General features: G+C 32.6%; 18 protein-coding genes. 8 read left to right on the top strand and 10 right to left on the bottom strand.

Translation table 11 applies throughout. The features are described 5' to 3' along the window. Positions 1-132 precede the first annotated feature (132 nt). The gene (locus KA867_RS08515) at positions 133-1,065 is read left to right on the top strand and encodes a ketopantoate reductase family protein (protein ID WP_210137693.1); all 933 of its coding nucleotides are present in this window, start codon (positions 133-135) and stop codon (positions 1,063-1,065) included. Positions 1,066-1,474: 409 nt separating this feature from the next. Here the strand turns inward: KA867_RS08515 and KA867_RS08510 are convergent, their stop codons facing one another. From KA867_RS08510 to KA867_RS08465, 10 genes are read right to left on the bottom strand one after another with little or no spacing between them, the layout of a single operon-like run. Beyond that, positions 1,475-1,864 carry a tautomerase family protein gene (locus KA867_RS08510; RefSeq protein ID WP_210137692.1) on the bottom strand — a complete coding sequence of 130 codons (390 nt, stop codon included), beginning with the start codon at positions 1,862-1,864 and terminating at the stop codon, positions 1,475-1,477. 32 nt (positions 1,865-1,896) lie between these two features. After that, the gene (locus KA867_RS08505; RefSeq protein WP_210137691.1) at positions 1,897-2,736 is read right to left on the bottom strand and encodes a ketose-bisphosphate aldolase; all 840 of its coding nucleotides are present in this window, start codon (positions 2,734-2,736) and stop codon (positions 1,897-1,899) included. Positions 2,737-2,757: 21 nt separating this feature from the next. Next, on the bottom strand, positions 2,758-3,756 hold the full coding sequence (gene iolG, locus KA867_RS08500) for an inositol 2-dehydrogenase (protein ID WP_210137713.1): 999 nt from the start codon (positions 3,754-3,756) through the stop codon (positions 2,758-2,760). A 7-nt stretch (positions 3,757-3,763) separates the two neighbouring features. Further along, positions 3,764-5,356, bottom strand: coding sequence for a solute:sodium symporter family transporter (locus KA867_RS08495; RefSeq protein WP_210137690.1), 1,593 nt, complete (start codon positions 5,354-5,356; stop codon positions 3,764-3,766). A 57-nt stretch (positions 5,357-5,413) separates the two neighbouring features. Next, a complete protein-coding gene (gene iolE / locus KA867_RS08490) occupies positions 5,414-6,298 on the bottom strand; it encodes a myo-inosose-2 dehydratase (protein WP_210137689.1) in 885 nt (294 codons plus the stop codon). Between the two features lie 10 nt (positions 6,299-6,308). Further along, the gene (locus KA867_RS08485; RefSeq protein ID WP_210137688.1) at positions 6,309-7,328 is read right to left on the bottom strand and encodes a Gfo/Idh/MocA family protein; all 1,020 of its coding nucleotides are present in this window, start codon (positions 7,326-7,328) and stop codon (positions 6,309-6,311) included. Between the two features lie 16 nt (positions 7,329-7,344). After that, a complete protein-coding gene (iolD, locus tag KA867_RS08480) occupies positions 7,345-9,258 on the bottom strand; it encodes a 3D-(3,5/4)-trihydroxycyclohexane-1,2-dione acylhydrolase (decyclizing) (RefSeq protein ID WP_210137687.1) in 1,914 nt (637 codons plus the stop codon). A 13-nt stretch (positions 9,259-9,271) separates the two neighbouring features. Next, positions 9,272-10,231, bottom strand: coding sequence for a 5-dehydro-2-deoxygluconokinase (gene iolC / locus KA867_RS08475; protein WP_210137686.1), 960 nt, complete (start codon positions 10,229-10,231; stop codon positions 9,272-9,274). Between the two features lie 15 nt (positions 10,232-10,246). Then, positions 10,247-11,065, bottom strand: a complete 819-nt coding sequence (gene iolB / locus KA867_RS08470; RefSeq protein ID WP_210137685.1) for a 5-deoxy-glucuronate isomerase — start codon at positions 11,063-11,065, stop codon at positions 10,247-10,249. A gap of 15 nt (positions 11,066-11,080) precedes the next feature. Further along, entirely contained in the window at positions 11,081-12,535 is a 1,455-nt protein-coding gene (locus KA867_RS08465) for a CoA-acylating methylmalonate-semialdehyde dehydrogenase (protein WP_210137684.1), read from the bottom strand. Between the two features lie 201 nt (positions 12,536-12,736). Between KA867_RS08465 and KA867_RS08460 the strand changes: the two genes are divergently transcribed. From KA867_RS08460 to alsE, 7 genes are all read left to right on the top strand, one after another. Then, a complete protein-coding gene (locus KA867_RS08460) occupies positions 12,737-13,492 on the top strand; it encodes a DeoR/GlpR family DNA-binding transcription regulator (RefSeq protein ID WP_210137683.1) in 756 nt (251 codons plus the stop codon). 271 nt (positions 13,493-13,763) lie between these two features. Continuing rightward, positions 13,764-15,236, top strand: coding sequence for a BglG family transcription antiterminator (locus tag KA867_RS08455; protein ID WP_210137682.1), 1,473 nt, complete (start codon positions 13,764-13,766; stop codon positions 15,234-15,236). Then, positions 15,229-15,618, top strand: a complete 390-nt coding sequence (locus KA867_RS08450) for a PTS sugar transporter subunit IIA (protein WP_210137681.1) — start codon at positions 15,229-15,231, stop codon at positions 15,616-15,618. The genes KA867_RS08455 and KA867_RS08450 overlap by 8 nt, the downstream gene beginning before the upstream one ends. Before the next feature lie 5 nt (positions 15,619-15,623). Beyond that, positions 15,624-15,941 carry a PTS fructose transporter subunit IIB gene (locus KA867_RS08445; protein WP_210137680.1) on the top strand — a complete coding sequence of 106 codons (318 nt, stop codon included), beginning with the start codon at positions 15,624-15,626 and terminating at the stop codon, positions 15,939-15,941. A 14-nt stretch (positions 15,942-15,955) separates the two neighbouring features. Beyond that, entirely contained in the window at positions 15,956-16,402 is a 447-nt protein-coding gene (locus KA867_RS08440) for a PTS sugar transporter subunit IIA (RefSeq protein ID WP_210137679.1), read from the top strand. 13 nt (positions 16,403-16,415) lie between these two features. Further along, the gene (locus KA867_RS08435) at positions 16,416-17,516 is read left to right on the top strand and encodes a PTS fructose transporter subunit IIC (protein WP_210137678.1); all 1,101 of its coding nucleotides are present in this window, start codon (positions 16,416-16,418) and stop codon (positions 17,514-17,516) included. 12 nt (positions 17,517-17,528) lie between these two features. Further along, positions 17,529-18,215 (top strand): D-allulose 6-phosphate 3-epimerase, encoded by a 687-nt coding sequence (gene alsE, locus KA867_RS08430; protein WP_210137677.1) that lies wholly within the window; start codon positions 17,529-17,531, stop codon positions 18,213-18,215. The last annotated feature ends 226 nt before the right edge of the window (positions 18,216-18,441 follow it).

The raw sequence follows: 18,441 nt of genomic DNA, 5'->3' as shown, positions 1-18,441 counted from the left end.
CTCATTGCAACCCTCAAATAAACATTCAAATAATTATAAATTGCACAATATTGTTGTCGATATATGTAAATGATATAGTTAAAGTGTATTTTAATATTTTTCAAACGGGAAATAATGAAGGAGCGTATTTCGATGTATAAGATAGGCATAGCAGGAGCTGGCGCAATGGGTGGGCGAATTGGTGTGTCCATAAAAGAAGCTGGCTACGATGTTACACTTATTGATAGTTGGGAAGCACACGTCAAACGTATTAATACAGATGGTATGGACATTAAAACAGAAACGGATAACTATTCAGTCAACATCCCAGCAGTATTAACAAAAGATGTTTCAACCGAGTTTGACCTTATCATTATATTGACTAAGGCTATGCACTCTGAAGCAATGTTACAACAATTACAAGAAGCTGGTTGCATCCATCAAAATACAGCTATAATGAGTATGATGAATGGCTTAGGTCATGAAGAACGACTATCACAAATTGTCCCTTTATCTCAAATTTATCTAGCAGTAACGATGTGGACTGCAGGTCTACGTGGACCAGGACAACTATTACTAGAAGGTGAAGGATCTATATATTTACAAAGCGCAGACGGTGAAACCGATGACCATACGCATGCTATCCTTCAAATTCTCAATGATGCAAATTTGAATGCCCAAATTAGTAGTAATGTATTCGAAGCTATATGGTCTAAAGCTACATTAAATAGTGTTTTAAATCCTTTATGCACGATACTAAACAAAACGATTTATGAATTTGGTAATCATCCGGATTCAGCTGAAATGGTTATGCCTATTATTGAAGAAATTGTCGCAGTTGCCAAAGCAAAAGGTATTCATTTAGATAGTCATGCACTATTAAAAAAAGTTGAAGCAGCTTATCCAAAAGAAGCTCAAGGCCTTCATTACCCATCAATGCATCAAGATTATACAAACGGACGTTTAACAGAAATAGATTACCTTAATGGGCAAATAGCTGCTTATGGAAAAACATTCAACATACCTACGCCTATTAATGCTATGCTCACCCATCTTGTACATCAATTAGAGTCAAAATTACAATAACTAGCAAAAGTAAATTTAATTATTGTTCTATCGACGAAGTGTTGCTTAGCACTTCGTCTTTATTTTGAGTTAGATACTATATAATCTAATATCTTCCTTTTAACATTTAATATCACTCACATAAAAGGCGATTTTTTTAAAGAGTAATAGTAGATACTGATGTTTTAATAATTAATATACCTATTCTTCAATACTTACTCTTGTATTACTCCAGTTTATTTAAAAAATCACTTTAAACCTAATAAATAAATGTATAAAAATCGTTACTCTGAAAACCACAGTAAAGTTCATAATCAATAAAAAACTAGGATACTGATTTCCTTATAGAATTTAAGAAATTAGCACCCTAGAAAATAATTAATACATTTAACCTTCACTTTGGTTTTGAAGCATATTCACATTTATTCTTTTATAGTTCACCATTTAAAAACTGGGCTTCTCCATTAAAAAAGCTCCAATCTTCATCCGTATTCTCAACTACACTAAACATGATGTCTTCTATACGTATACCTATGTCGTCATGAAGTTTATTTACCACTTCGTTATAAAATTGTTGCTTTTGTTGTTGGGTTCTTGGCCTTGTAATAATTGTAAACACGATTATATCCTTTGTCCGCTCTACACCTAAACCTGTATCCAAAATTTCCATTTCATAATCTTCATGTTGGTTAACAATTTGATATCTATCACCTTTAGGCGCATTAAAGGTTTCTAACATAACTTCATAAGAAATATCTAATATTTGCTTAATCTCTTCTTTTTCTCTTCCTTTTATCAAATCAATTTTTATTAATGGCATTATTCTTCGTCCTTCTCTCTACATATGATTTTCTATACACGATTATGAGACGTACATTTATAAATAATAGATTGAATGGTTTCTACCATAGCTTCTTTACTAGGGTTTAAAATTTGCTGTGGATTAAACAATGACTTATCTTGATTAAGTGTTTGTCTTAATTGATTGCTCCAGGCAATATTAATTTCTGTATTGAAATTAATTTTTGCATGACCCAAATGTATTGCCTTTAATAAGTCTTCATCTGAAATACCTGAAGCCCCATGCAATACTAACGGAACATCAATAGCATCTTGTATGGCTTTCATTTCTGCAAAGCCTAAATCGGGTTCTCCTTGATACTTTCCGTGAACTGATCCTAGTGCAGGTGCTAATGTATCTAGCAATGTTTCTTGAGCTAATCTTAAGCAATCATCTAAATCAGCATACTTCACGTTGCCAATCACACCGTCTTCATTACCTCCTATAGCACCTACTTCTCCTTCTACGATGACATTATTTTTATGCGCGTAATCTACGACTGCTTTAGTTTGTTTAATATTTTCTTCAATAGGTAATTTTGATCCATCAAACATTACAGAATCGTATCCAGCATCTACTGCTTTTTTACAATTTTCAACAGTTAAACCGTGATCTAAGTGAACGATAACTGGTATCGTTACATCCATCGCTTTAATTTTATTTTTAATCGTTGAACAAATAAATTGATAGCCACCAAGAAATTCAATTACTTTATCCGTTGTTCCTATGATAATGGGGGAACGTGTTATTTCAGCTGCTTTCAAAATACATTCTATCCAAATTAACCCATTGGCATTTATTTGAGGTATGGCGTAATGTTCTTCTTTAGCTTTTTGTATAATTGTATTCATTGATTCACATCACACCTTTCTTTATATTCTTTTTGGCTGATTTGATATAAGTGATTCTTTACATTTCAAAGCAATTTGTTGCGCTTTATATCCATCTTCAATAGAACAGATGACATCTGTATTATTTTGAATAGATGCTATAAATTCATCCATTTCTACTTTATATGCGTCACTATATCTTTCTAAAAAGAAATAAGGTGGATTATCTCTTCTGATACCATCTGTACGATAATAATTTAATGTTGAAGACTGTTCGTTACCTACATCTATTGCGCCATGATCACCTAAAATTTCGATACGTTGATCATATCCATAAACACTTTTTCTACTATTTTCAATGATTGCCATAGAACCATTTTTAAATTTCAATGTAATTAATGCAGTATCTATGTCATCATAATCTGCTATTTCTGGGTTAATCAATGCTTCTCCAGTCGCATAAACTTCTACTATTTCAGATTGTATTAAATACCTTGCCATATCAAAGTCATGAATACTCATATCCATAAATAGGCCACCAGATCGTTTTATATATTCAATTGGTGGTGGCTCAGGATCTCTTGAAGTAATCCGCAATGTCTGAACATTCCCTAACTCTTTTTTATTTAAAATACCTTGGAGTTGCTTGAAATTTTTATCAAATCTTCTATTAAAGCCTATCTGAAGTTTTACATTAGATTTTTGTACCGCTTCAACGGCCTCTTCCGCTTCTTCCAAAGAAAGACTAATTGGTTTTTCACAAAATATATGTTTACCGTTTGCTGCTGCTGCTTTGATAATATCAACGTGTGTGTCAGTTGGTGAACAAATAATAATCGCATCTACTTCAGGGTCCTTAATAATATCCATATGATCTTTAGTTTTATTTTCAACACCTGCTTTTTCAATCCATTCTGACATTTTGTCACAATATAAATCTGATACCCATTTAATTTTCACATTTTTATTTTTTTGTAAATTATTGATGTGTAATTGACCAATTCGGCCCGCACCAATTACTCCAAATGTAAGTGTCATAATTCCCCTCCTATTGAGCTAAACCAAGTGGTGAGAATAGGATATAAGTTGCGATTACAACAATTATGATAATACCGCCTACGAGATATCTATATTTCCACGGCGTTATATCTACTTTTGCGTAATTTACACTAAAATCAAATTCGTCTGATGGTTTTAATTTGTTAAATAATAATACTATGAATAAATCTATAAAGAATAATACGCTTAATACGTATAAATAATGTATATCTGATAACAAAATTTTTGAAAGCGCATACACAACTATGTGTAAAATGAACATTATTTTAGCACCTTGATGTGATGTACGTTTAGCAAAAAATCCTACAAGTATAAGCACTAATAATGGCATGTTATAAATACCGTTAAATTCCTGTACTACAGCATATAAACCTTGTGGAAATAGTGAAATCATTGGTGCAATAATTACTACAATTATACCTACAAGGACTGTCACTAATCTGCCCACTCTAGAAATTTGTTTATTTGTTGCTTCTTTATTAATTATTGATTTATAAAAGTCAAGTGAGAATAAGGTTGCTGTACTATTAAGTGATCCCACAAATGAACTTAGAATTGCTCCAAAAATGACTGCTCCAAACAAACCATATGCCCAACCTGGTAGAACTTCATTAATTAACATAGGGTACGCATTATCAGGATTTGTAATTTTATCTCCTAACATATTGAAAGCAAGAACGCCTGGAAAAACTAAGAATAATGCTCCAAATATTTTAAATATGCCAACATACATTGCACCCTTTTGTGCTTCTTTTAAGTTTTTACCTGCCAGTGCTTTTTGGACAATCATTTGATTGGTACACCAAAAGAATAAGTTGTTAAAAAACATTCCAAAGAATAGTGTTGGCCAAGGTACAATATCTGAGTCAACTGCACCAATTGAATTTAATTTTTCAGGTGTATTTTGTATAATTTTATCGAAACCTTTTAATAAACTACCATCACCAAACATGACCAATCCTAAAAAAGGTATAGCAAGTCCTCCGATAATGAGTCCAATCCCATATATAGAGTCACTGTGAGCACTTAAAGAAAGTCCTCCGATAAATAAATATATAATTCCGAAAATACCTATAAATGTAGAAATTAATACAACAGCAGTCATATCGCTAATATTTAAAATTTCACCAATATTAAATATTTTATTAAATACTAGAGCGCCTGAGTATAGTACTACTGGTAAAAAAGACACAACATATGTAAATATGAATAGCAACGATACCAGTCTTTTAGTAAATGTATCAAATCTCATTTCAATAAAATCTGATATTGTGTCTACACCATATTTAAAATACCGTGGTAAAAACAAAAGCGCTAATATAACAATAGCTACTGCAGCAGTTACTTCCCACGCCATTACTTCCATACCTGCCATAAAACTTTGACCGTTTTGTCCTACTATTTGTTCAGTAGATAAGTTTGTCATGATAATTGTAGAAGCAATAGTAAAACCTGTTAAACTTCTACCACCCATGAAGTAACCATCAGAATTTTTAGTATTGATTTTTCTACTTCTTAAAAACGCATATAAACCTATTAGTAGAACTACTGTAATAAATGAAATTATTGCAAACATACTCATGATAACTCTCTCCCCTTTGGAGCTTAGATTACTCCCACCCTTATATATAACTTAATTTTATTGAAATTGAGACATATATTCTTTCGCTTTTTTAGCGTAGATAAATGGATTTGCTATAGCTGGATCTTGTTCAGCTTCAACAACAATCCAACCACTATAACTTGACTGATATATAAGATTTAGAATAGGTTCAAAATCAATCGCGCCGTCACCAGGTACAGTGAACATACCTTTTCTAACACCATCTAAAAAACATTGATTACCTGTATCTACTGCCTCTTTAACTTCTTGTCTCACGTCTTTAAAGTGGATATGTTTAATCCTATCTTCATATTTATTAAAAATCTCTATAGGATTTTCTCCTGAAACTACAAGATGACCGGTATCAAATAAGAGAGAGACGTTATCTTTATTTGTTTGTTCCATTAATTTGTCTATTTCTTCTGTGGTTTGTATACCTGTTCCCATATGATGGTGATATACAATTTCCATATCTTTTTCTTGAGCAAGTTTTCCTAACTTTTCCAAACCAGCTATTAACAAACGCCATTCTTTATCGTTGAAAATAGGCTTGTCTTTAAATAATGCTTTATCCAAACTTCCTTGAATACTATTGCCTTGTTCAGATACTACAATTACTTTAGCGCCCATTTCACAAAGAAAGTCTCTATGTTTTATAAATGCTGCTTCTGTCACTTCATATGGTTTAGAAGTTAAATATAAACTAATCCATGCGCTAGCAACCGATAAACCGCGCGGTTCAAGATAAGACTTTAGAACTTCAGGCTCTCTTGGATATTTATTACCTATTTCTGTACCTTCGTATCCAGCTAACGCCATTTCACTAATACATTGTTCGAATGAATTGCTACTGCCTAATTCAGGCATATCATCATTCGTCCATGCGATTGGAGCACATGCGTAACGAATATTTCTAGTCATTCTTTTCACCTCATAACGTAATAACCTTCTTAGATTCGAAGGATGATTGCATAGCAATGGCTACTTCTGTACTTTTCAAACCGTCCACACCTGTAACAGAAGCTTTTTCTTTATTTCTTATTGATTGTATAAATGTATTTAATTCATTAATAAAAGCAAATCTAAACCTTTCAGGAAAATGACCTGATGTAGGCCTTACAACACCATTTTTATCATATAAAGTTACTAGATTTTTTTCTGGTGCGTTACCAATTCTTATCATGCCTTCTGTTCCTATTATTTCTGTTTCGACATGATAACCATGCTTGGCATTTCTTCCTGCTAAAAAATATGCAATAGTGCCATCTTCTAATTCTGATAAACATGCACCAGTTTCTAGCTCTTCACATTCAGATAATTCAGGTGCTGCAATATTATTTCCTAGGGAATAAACCGTTTTAAATTCTGAACCGGTGAACCATCTTACTAAATCAATATCGTGTATTGACATGTCTAAGAAGATACCGCCACTTGCACTATTTTTAGCAAATTGTATAAAACTATCTAATCCTATACTAGGATCAATACCATAACAACGCATTGCTGTAATTTTTCCTAAGCTTCCATTTTCCACTGCTTCTTTCGCATATAAATAAGATTCATCAAATCTACGCATAAATCCTAATTGGAATACTATATCTGGATTGTCATCTATTTTATCTACAACTTGTCTAATATTCTCTAACTCTAATCCGATTGGCTTTTCAGAGAAAACATGCAAACCTTTTTCAAAAGCTTGAGTAATTTGCACTGCATGAAACCCACTTGGAGAAACAATAACAACGGCGTCAAGTTGGTCATTATTTATCATTTCACTATAGGATTTATAACAATGTTGAACACCTAGTGTTTCTTTCGCGTATACTAGCTCTTCATCTACTACACTTGCGACTGCATATAATTCGGCATCATTAACATGATTTACAATATTTGATGCATGAACTTGACCTAATCTGCCGAGACCTACTTGTCCTATTCTAATTTTTGTCATAGTTTTTCCACCCGCTTTAGTAATGTTTTGCGTTTTTCATTATTTTTTCTTTATTTGAAAATGCTTCTTGTATGGATGCTTTGTCACTATGCTCTGAAACACCTACATTCCAAAATGATTCATATCCATCTGTCATTGTTTTGGGCAATGTTTTAATTTCTATTAACGTAGATTTAGTTTCTTCTTTAGCTTGCTTAATCACTTCTGTCAGTGCTTTCACATCATTTATTTTATAAGATTTCGCACCATAACCCTCAGCTACTTTTTGATAATCTATGTTTAATGGTTTACCACTAAAATCTGTGAATTCTGTGCAAAAACTATCGCTACCATTATCCATTTGTAAATTGTTAATACATCCAAAACCACTGTTATCAAATAAAATAATATTAATTTTATAGTTATACTGGAGCGCAGTGATTAATTCAGAGTGCAGCATAAGGAAACTACCATCTCCTACTAGCGCATAGACTTCTTTATCAGGTTCTGCAATCTTAGCACCAACTGCTGCACCAATTTCATAACCCATAGTTGAGTAACCATATTCCATGTGATACGTATTGAAATCATCTGTTTCCCACAATCTTTCTAAATCACCTGGCAAAGAACCTGCTGCTGCAACAATGATTGCATTTTTAGCTATTGTACGATTCACTGCAATTAATGCATTTGTTTGTGGTAACTCAGTCTTTAATGTTTCTACGTATTGCTTAATCTTTGCATGATCAAAATGATTGGCAATTTCAGGTGTATAATCCTCTACATTAATATTAATTTCTGCTAATCTAGCACATTCACTATTCCACTGTTGTTTAATGCCATTAACGGTCTCAGTGATATCAAATTGATGTTCTCCTAGTGCGCTCGTGAGTTTTGCCACAGACACTTTGGCGTCACCCACTACTTGTGTTGCATCTAGTTTGTATGCATCTACTCTATTGATATTAATATTGATCAATTGAGCAGTTTCAAAATTAATAGCTGTCTTCGAACTCGTTGTAAAATCAGAATATCTTGTCCCAATTCCTACAATGACATCAGCATCTTTAGCATATATATTCGCTGCTAAATTGCCTGTAACACCTAAACCGCCTAAATTTAATGGGTGAGAAGCTTCTATCGTTGATTTACCAGCTTGTGTTTCGGCCATAGGTATTTTATGCGTTTCAATGAATTGTTTGATTTCATTGTGTGCTTCTGAATACTTAGCACCGCCTCCAACAATAACTAAAGGCTTTTTAGCTGCTTTTAGCATTTTGCAAGCACGTTCAATCGCGCGTTCAGATGGTTCTAATCTATCGACATAATGTACACGCTTTGTAAAGAAACTCTCTGGGAAATCGAACACTTCTCCTTGTACATCCTGACTCAACGCTAATGTAACTGGTCCAGCCGTTTGCGGATTTGTCATAACTTCAAATGCTCTAATAAGTGCCGACATTATTTGTTCCGGTCGTGTTATACGGTCAAAATATCTAGATATTGGTTTAAGTGCATCATTTGTTGTTATCCCAATACTTTGGGGATTTTCTATTTGTTGTAATACTGGATCTGGTTGACGTGATGTAAATGTATCACCCGGAAGGAAAAATACTGGGATATGATTGGCAGCCGCTGTGCCTGCTGCAGTCACAAGATTAGCTGAACCAGGTCCAACGGAAGTCGTTACTGCAAAAATTTTCTTTCTTAGACTTTGCTTACTGAAACCAATCGCAGCATGTGCCATACCTTGTTCGTTTTTACCTTGAATTACTTTCAATTCATTTTGATATTTTGACAATCCTTCACCTATGCCAAGCACGTTCCCATGGCCGAAGATATTCATTACACCTTCAACGAACCGTGTTTCTTCGCCATCAATGTAAATGTATTGCTGTGTTAAAAACTTAACGATTGCCTCACCTGTTGTTAATCTCACTGTATTGACCATTTTTACCACCACCTTAAGCTTGTTCTTTGATTAACTTTTCTATTTTTTCTACAGTTGGCATGGCTTCTGACGAACTATGACTACTAACAACAATTGCTGCAGATGCCGCCCCATATTGAAGTGCTTCCGCTACAGATTTACCTGTAACAAGTGCATAGATAAAGGCAGCTGCGTATGAATCACCTGCGCCAAATGTTTTTACAACATTCGCTTTAAATGCTTTTCCTTCATATACTTCACCTGCTTTATCAAAAGCAAATGAACCTTGTACGCCATGTTTGACCACTACTAAATTAGGATTTCTTGTAAATAGCAAGCTGCTAATCTCCTGATCTGACAGTGTCTGATAACGCTTAATCATGTCGAATTCGTCTCTTGTACCAATTACAACATCTGCTTGTTCAGCAATTAGTTCATAATAAATCGACGTTTCCTCTGTATTTCTCCAACTATATGGTCGGTAATCTAATTCAAAAATCACTTTAACATTATGTTTTTTTGCAAGTGCTAAAGCCTTTAAGACCGCTTCTCTTGAAGGTGATTGCGCTAAAGCCGTTCCCGAAATGAGCAAATATTCCGAATTTTCAATGTATAATTCATTCACATGTTCTGGAGCAAGATATAAATCAGCAACTGCTTCTCTATACATCAAAATACTAGATTCTGTAGGACTTTTGATTTCAGTAAAAGTTAAACCAATTTTGCGTCCTTCTTCATCAATATGAATTTGAGAAGTGTCTACACCTACTTCATTAAAATAGTTCGTAATAAATCTTCCGTGTTGATCATCAGATACATTAGCAATCATACCAACATCTAATCCTAGTTTTGCAGCACCAATCATTATATTAGCTGGTGAGCCACCCACATATTTGCTAAAGCTAGCCGTTTCTTCCATTGGTCTATTAATTTCTTTAGCATTTAAATCAACTGCAGCACGACCGATTGCTACGATATGTTTCTTGTTAGCCATATATGTGCACTCCTTTTATTTACGATCAATTATCCATTCATGATTTGGTTGATTATAAAATTTCCAAACTTTTTTAGGTCCTGCCATGATATTTAAATAATAACCATCATAACCATCTGGGACAGCTACTGGGTGATATCCTTTTGGAACCACTACGACATCGCTATTTTCAACTGCCATCGTTTCATCAAGTGACAAATCATCTGTATACACTCTTTGGAACACAAACCCTGTACGTGGATTCATTTCATGATAGTAAGTCTCTTCTAGTAATGACTCATTTGGTAAATTATCCCTGTCATGTTTATGTGGAGGATAACTAGACCAATTTCCTTGATCCGTATATACTTCTACAACTAATAATTTTTCACTCGCTTTATGCGTATCTGGTAAGATATTGTGTACATGACGCTTATTAGCATATTTACCTCTATCTTCAATTGAATTCTCGCTTGCTGGTATAAACTGTGTCTCACGTGTTTCATCAGCAGGTGCGTAACATAATATTACTCTTGCATCTGTCACAGCCTCGATGGTTATATTATGTTGCTTTGAAATATACACGCTATCTGTTGGAATTCTTTCAAATACTGAATCCCTTGTACCGATATTATTAAAAGTGTCATAACCATCTGACACTGAAACTTTTCCTGTTAAGGCCACTATACATAATTCAAAGTCTTCAGTTGCTTCTTCATAAATGCCACCCGTTCTAATATCGAGTACTTTTAACCCTATATAGTTTAAATTTATGTCGTTTGGTTTTAAATCGTGGATAACTTGTACATCATCGCTTAAAGGATGATGTACAGGTTTATTTAATAAATCAGCCATATCTATTTTCACTCCTTAAAATTGTGGATCTCCATGACGTGCTGTAACGACTTTTCTGTGAGTATAAAAATCAATACTGTCTTTACCATTAGCATGTAATGAACCATAGAATGAAGATTTCCAACCTGAGAATGGGAAAATTGCCATTGGTGCAGGTACACCTAAATTAATACCTAACATGCCTGCATCAATATTTTCTCTAAAATATCTAATTGACGAAGCACTATCTGTAAACAAGCAAGCCCCGTTTGCAAATTCAGATTGGTTAGCTAATGTGATACCTTCTTTTAAACTATTCACTTTAACAAGTGATAATACAGGCGCAAAAATTTCATCTTGCCATAATTTCATGTCCGTTGTGACATCTTCAAAAATAGTCGGTTTGACAAAATATCCATCTTCTTGATTATCTGTTCTACCATCTAGGACTAATGTGGCACCTTCTTCCACACCTTCGTCTACGTATTGTAATGTTCTTGTTTTATTTTCTTCTCTAATAACAGGCCCTAAAAATACGTTATCTTCTATGCCGTTACCAATCACAATATTTTTAGATTCTTGTACTAATTTTTCTTTGAATTCGTCATAAACATCAGCCTGCACTGCTATAACAGCTGCAGCCATACAACGCTCACCTGCTGAACCAAATGCAGCACCTATGACATCTTTGACTGCTGTATCAATATCTGCATCATTTAATACGATTGTATGGTTCTTCGCTCCAGTTAAACATTGAGCACGTTTTAAGTTCTCAGTTGCTTTTTTATAGACATACTCACCAACTGGCTTAGATCCTACAAATGAAACTGCTTTGATATGTTCATTTTCACAAATACCATTAACGACATCGTGTGCGCCATGTACGACATTGAACACACCACTAGGAAAGCCTGCTGCTTCAACTAATTCAGCTAATTTATTAACCAATAGTGGTGTCTTTTCTGATGGTTTAATCACAAATGTATTGCCTAATGATATAGCCATTGGGAACATCCAGCACGGTACCATCATTGGAAAGTTAAAAGGAGTTATACCACCAACAACACCTACAGGATATTTATAACTTGTCCCTTCAATATTCGTTGCAATACTTGATAAAGAATCACCCATCATTAGTGAAGGTGCCCCTGCTGCAAATTCAACATTTTCAATCCCTCTTTGCACTTCACCTAAAGCTTCAGTAGTATTTTTACCATTTTCTTTAGTGATGATTGATGCAAGTTCATATTTATTATCTATGAGTAACTGTTGTAACTTGAACAACAAACGCGCACGTTTAGGTACTGCCACTTCTTTCCATTCTTGAAATGCATCATGTGCTAATTGTGCCGCTTCGTTTAATTCTTCACGTGTTGATACAGGTACCTTTGCAATCACTTCTTTAGTTGCAGGATTTAACACATCAAGTGTTTCTGTACTCTTCGATACTTTCCATTCGCCATTAACATAGTTCTTTAAGATTTCTGCCATTATAAAATCCTCCAATCGTTTTTAAGTAACCGCTTACAAAAACAATAAAGCGAATATCAACTTTTGGTTAACTTCTGGTTACTTGTTGAAAAATATATTATAATATTGTTTAAATAATGTCAACTTTTGAGTAATTTTTTAGTTTTTATGTTGTTTACACTACTTAAATTGGGTATATTGTAATTAATGGGGGTATCATATATGAAATCTAAACGCATTTATGAAATTGAAGCTTTCATAAAAAAAAACAAGACAGCATCAATAGAAGAACTTTGTGAAACTTTTAATGTCTCAACAAATACTATTCGACGCGACATTAACCAACTTGTTGATATGAAAATCGCCAAAAAGGTTTACGGTGGAATAGAAGTCATTGAAGATTCACATAAAGCTGTGGATTACTATAAAAGAAATATAGAAAATTACCAATCTAAAAAATATATTGGAGAAATAGCCTTTAATGAAATAAAGACTAATGATATTATATATATCGATACAGGCACGACTACAATACATCTATTAGATTATGTTGATAAAAATATGACCTTCACTATAATAACGAATAGTTTAGACATTATGAATAGAGCATCACAATTTGAAAATGTAACACTATTCATTATTGGAGAAAAATATAAACCAATCACAAGGTCATTTATAGGTATGGATTCCAATATGTTGCTAGAAAAATTCAATATTAATAAGGCTTTTATGTCCGCAACTGGTGTTAATATTCAAAATGGATTATCTAATTCCGAAATGGAAGAAAATTTAATAAAACAATATATTACGAGCAAAGTTTCAGAAACATTTATCTTAGCCGATCACAGTAAAATGGGGAAATCCACTTTACTCACATATTGTAATTTGGACGATATTAGTAAAATATTTACCGACAAAACCCCACCAAAAGATATCACCGATTTTTGCCAAGAACACAATATAGACATTCATTTTTAGTAATGTTATTAAAAGATTATTATGAGTCATCTAATAAACTATTTTTAATTGGTTTATTAGATGATTTTTTTATTTTGAACTATTAATGAAATTACCCCTCAAATTAACAAAATATTATATTTTATGTTAAATAACATTTATAAACGTTTATCCTATTATATTATATAATGATTAATAAGATTATAAAAAATTGTCCATTGTATTGGACAATTTTAAATTAAGCGCTTACAAATTATTGCTATACACTTTATGTATGGAGGAGGGAATATTTATGAATAAGGAGGAAAAAAAGAATAAGATTATAAATTTTTTATTAAACAACTCTGGATATACCAAAGCAACTGAACTAGCTAATTTATTATCGATCTCTTCTAAAAGTATTTATCGTTTAATCAATGAAATTAATGGTTCTACTGATAATAAAAAAATTTATTCAGCAAAAGGTAAAGGTTTTTATATAGATCCTGACTTTAATAGTTTGGATATTGAATCAAATACAATATCCAAAAGTGTGAAGTTAGCTATGTCACCTATTGAAAGAAGAAATGAAATTTTTAAGGACCTATTAATAAGCTCCCCAAAACCAATGACTGTGAATCAAATCATTAATAAATTCTATATTAGTGAAAGTATGTTATCCGTAGATGAAAAAATGATTATAGAAATGGCCCAACCATTTAACCTAAAATTGATTCGTAAAGACCGTACCTTAGTAATTTCAGGAGAAGAATCTGATATTAGAAATGCATTAATGCAAAGTATGGATACTCTATTCTTAGATATTGAAAAATCAGATAGTATACCCAAAAGTATAGAAGAAAAAGATAAAAATTTTGTTTATAACCAAATAAATACGATTGAAAAAACGCTCAATGTTAGCATACCGTATCCATACAATATCAATATCTTTTCACACTTATATATTCTAATATTACGTTTTAGAAAACATGGAAAACATGAAGTTAAGAAACATAAAAATATAAAAAGCACTGATCATACAATAGACCAAAGATATTACAGAATCAGTGATATCATTATCAAAAATTTTGAAACGTACTTATCTTCCCAGTTGCCTAACATAGAAAAAGACTATTTATATAAATATCTAACATCCTATCGCGTAGAACACGAGACACCTTCAAACCAGGATAGCGAATGTGACTTTTCGGATGACATTATTACTTTTACAAACAATTTAATAATACCTATGGAAAAGAGATTGAACAGTGATTTTTCTAATACTACATTTCGTATTGATTTAATGAAACATATAAAGCCAATGATTAATCGAATAAATAATCATATTCTTATTAAAAACACTTTATTAGATCAAATAAAGTTTGAATATTCTGAAATATATACTCAAACATCTTATATTTCTAAAATGCTAATTCCAAGTATTTCAGAAGATGAAATCGGGTTTCTAACACTTTATTTTGCTCGAGAAATAGAACGTAATCCTAGAAAAATCAAAACACTTATTACATGTACAACCGGCATAGGCACTTCAGAGCTACTACGTGTCAAAATCGAGAAAAACATTCCTGAGATAGAAGTAATAGATGTCATATCATCAGACACTATCAACAGCGAAATTATTAAAGATATCGATTTGGTAATTTCTACTATTTCAATAAAGAATTTCGATGTTATTCCGGTTGTTGTTGTAAGTGCAATGTTTAATAAAAATGATCAACAAAAATTAAAATCCCTTATTCCGAAATTAGGTGTTCATCATGGATGAAATTTTATTTGAAATAACGACACAATCAAATAATACGTACGAAATTTTAGATGATATAGAAAACTTACTTATTGAAGACAATGTTATTGATAAACAGAATACAATGCTAAAGGATATTGCTTATAGAGAGGACCAAGGCGACTTAGAAATCTATCCAAAAATAGTATTACCTCATATTAAAGAATCTTACGTTTATCAAACACGCATTGTGTTAGTAAAAAATAATTCATCATCTATAAAGTGGCAAGACAAGTTCATTGATTTAATTATTTTAATACTAGTGCCTATGAAGGTTGAAGACAGTGACAAAGACTTAATAAGAAGCTTTATGAGGAATTTAGCACATGAAGATTATATAAAAAAATTGATTACAAAGGAGTAATTTATATGAATATCGTAAGCGTTTGCGCATGCACAGTAGGAATTGCACACACATATATTGCAGCAGAAAAATTAGAACAAGCCGCTAAAAAGAAAGGTCATTCCATTCAAATTGAAACACAAGGAACAATTGGTTCGGAAAATGAATTGACTGAAGAAGCAATAAGTAATGCAGATATTGTATTACTTGCAATAGACGTGAAAATAACAAATAAAGAGCGTTTTGATGGAAAAAAAATAGTTGAAATACCTACAGATTTAGCAATTAAATCACCAAATAAATTAATAGAAAAAATAGAAGAAATTGCTGTGAGTAAAAGTTAAGGGAGATGAAAAATTTGGAACTTACAAATATCTTAGATAAAAATATAATTTTTCCTAAATCTAATTATACAAGCAAAGAAGAAATCTTAAAAAGTTTAGCAGCTTCGTTCAAAAAAGAGCAATACATCGATAATATAGATGTTTTTTTAAATGATGTTTATAACAGAGAAAATGAAGGTGTGACCGGAATTGGTAATTTACTAGCAATTCCACATGGCAAAAGTAAAAGTGTTCAGAAGCCAGGCGTCGCAATTGCTACATTAAATAATAAAGTCGAGTGGGAATCATTAGACAATGACGGTGCTCAAATTGTGTTTTTAATTGCAATAGGAACCGAAAACTCAACAGATCACCTCAAATTATTATCACAAATAGCTAGAAAATTAGGAAATGATGAAATAAATTCTAAATTACTTAACGCCAAAAGAAAAGAAGAAATCATACAGGTGCTTACATCTTAAAGGGGGCAGGATTATGAAATCATTTTTCAATAATTTAAATTTCAAAACACATTTATTAACAGCCATTTCGTATCTTATCCCTGTAGTCTGTGGTGCTGGGTTTATGATTGCTATAGGAATGGCGTTCGGTGGAGATAGCTCTACTGATTTAACTAAGTCAGGTTATTCATTTTGGGATGTCCTCGCTGTAATAGGTGGCATTGGATTAAAATTATTACCTGTAATAATCGCTACTGGTATTTCCTATTCTATTGCAGACAAACCGGGTATCGCACCTGGGGTAATTATAGGTTTAACCTCAACTGCAGTCGGTGCTGATTTTATAGGTGGTATCATTGGTGGATTTCTAACAGGTTATCTTGTATTACTAATTATTAAATTTGTAAAATTACCAAATTGGGCTAAAGGCCTTATGCCAATGCTCGTTATTCCATTTATCGCTTCACTCATTGGTGGATTGATTATGGTCTATGTCATTGGTGTTCCAATAGGTGCATTTACACATTGGTTAACAGAATATTTACAATCGTTAGGTGGCACTTCTAAATTATTCTATGGCTTATTGATAGGCGTACTAGCCAGTATTGATTTCGGAGGTCCTATTAACAAAACAGTATTCGCTTTCGTTTTGACTTTACAAGCTCAAGGTATTCATGAACCTATAACTGCATTGATTGTTGTTAATACTGCTACGCCATTAGGATTTGCTTTAGCTTATTGGGTTGCTAAGTTATTCAAAAAAAATATTTACAAACAAGTCGAAATTGAAACCCTGAAAACTGCGTTTCCAATGGGCCTCATAGAGATTGTTGAAGGTGTGCTACCTCTTGCATTGAATGATATTATTCGTAGCGTTATTGCTACTGGAATTGGTGGTGCTGTTGGTGGTGCGATTTCTATGGTGTTAGGCGGAGATGCACAAGTACCATTCGGAGGCTTTCTCGTGCTGCCTACCATGTCACAACCTTTTACTTTTGTCCTAGCCGTCTTGGCTAACGTAATTGTTACTGCATTTGTACTCACTATTTTAAAAAAACCGATTGATGCATCTAATGATATACAAGAAGAAACAGAAGAAGATGATATAGATTTAAATGAACTAAAAATTTCTTAAGGAGTGACATTTATGGTTAAAACACAATTTTCACCATCATTAATGACGATGGACTTAGATAAATTTAAAGAGCAAATCACTTTTTTAGATCAGCATGTCGATTCGTACCATATAGATATTATGGATGGACACTATGTTCCAAACATCACGTTGTCACCATGGTTTATTGAACAAGTTAAAAAAATTTCTTCTGTACCAATTTCTACACATTTAATGGTAACTCATCCAACACAATGGATAGATCAATTAATAAAAATCAGAAGTGAATTTATATGTGTACACGCAGAAGTTATGAATGGCATTGCTTATCGTTTAATCAATCAAGTGCACAACGCAGATTTAAAATTTGGAGTTGTTTTAAATCCAGAAACTAAAATTGATATCATAATGCCCTATATAGATTTAGTTGATAAAGTAACAATTATGACTGTTGATCCAGGTTTTGCAGGTGAAAAATTCATTGATAGTACATTGGAAAAAATACAAGAATTACGTGTTATTAGAGATGATAATAACTACAATTATCTTATTGAAATGGATGGATCATCAAATAAAAATACATTTGAAAAAATTCAAAAAGCTGGGCCAGATATCTATATATTAGGACGGAGTGGACTTTTTGGATTAAATGAAAATATTGAAAAAGCATGGTATGAAATGTTACAAGATTTTAATAGCGCTAAACAACAAATTTACTAACTATAAATTCAATAAAGACAACCAGAATAAGATGTGGGTTGCTGTGTGGCTACAAATCTTTGTTATTGATAGCCATGATAAGCGCTCTGAGAAGATCATCTATATGTACTAATTTCCTAACAACCCTTAAAAGGGTTGTTTATTTTTTCTTCCTAGCTTCCTCGCCAGTAAAAGATTTATATATTCAACAAGTGTTAATTGCTCTGCAACTCTTACTATTCTTCAT

This window comes from Staphylococcus sp. GDH8C109P (genome assembly GCF_017893405.1).
GTDB lineage: Bacteria > Bacillota > Bacilli > Staphylococcales > Staphylococcaceae > Staphylococcus > Staphylococcus cohnii.
The sequence above is the reverse complement of the archived record's forward strand: the minus strand, read 5'-3'. Positions and strand labels throughout refer to the sequence as shown.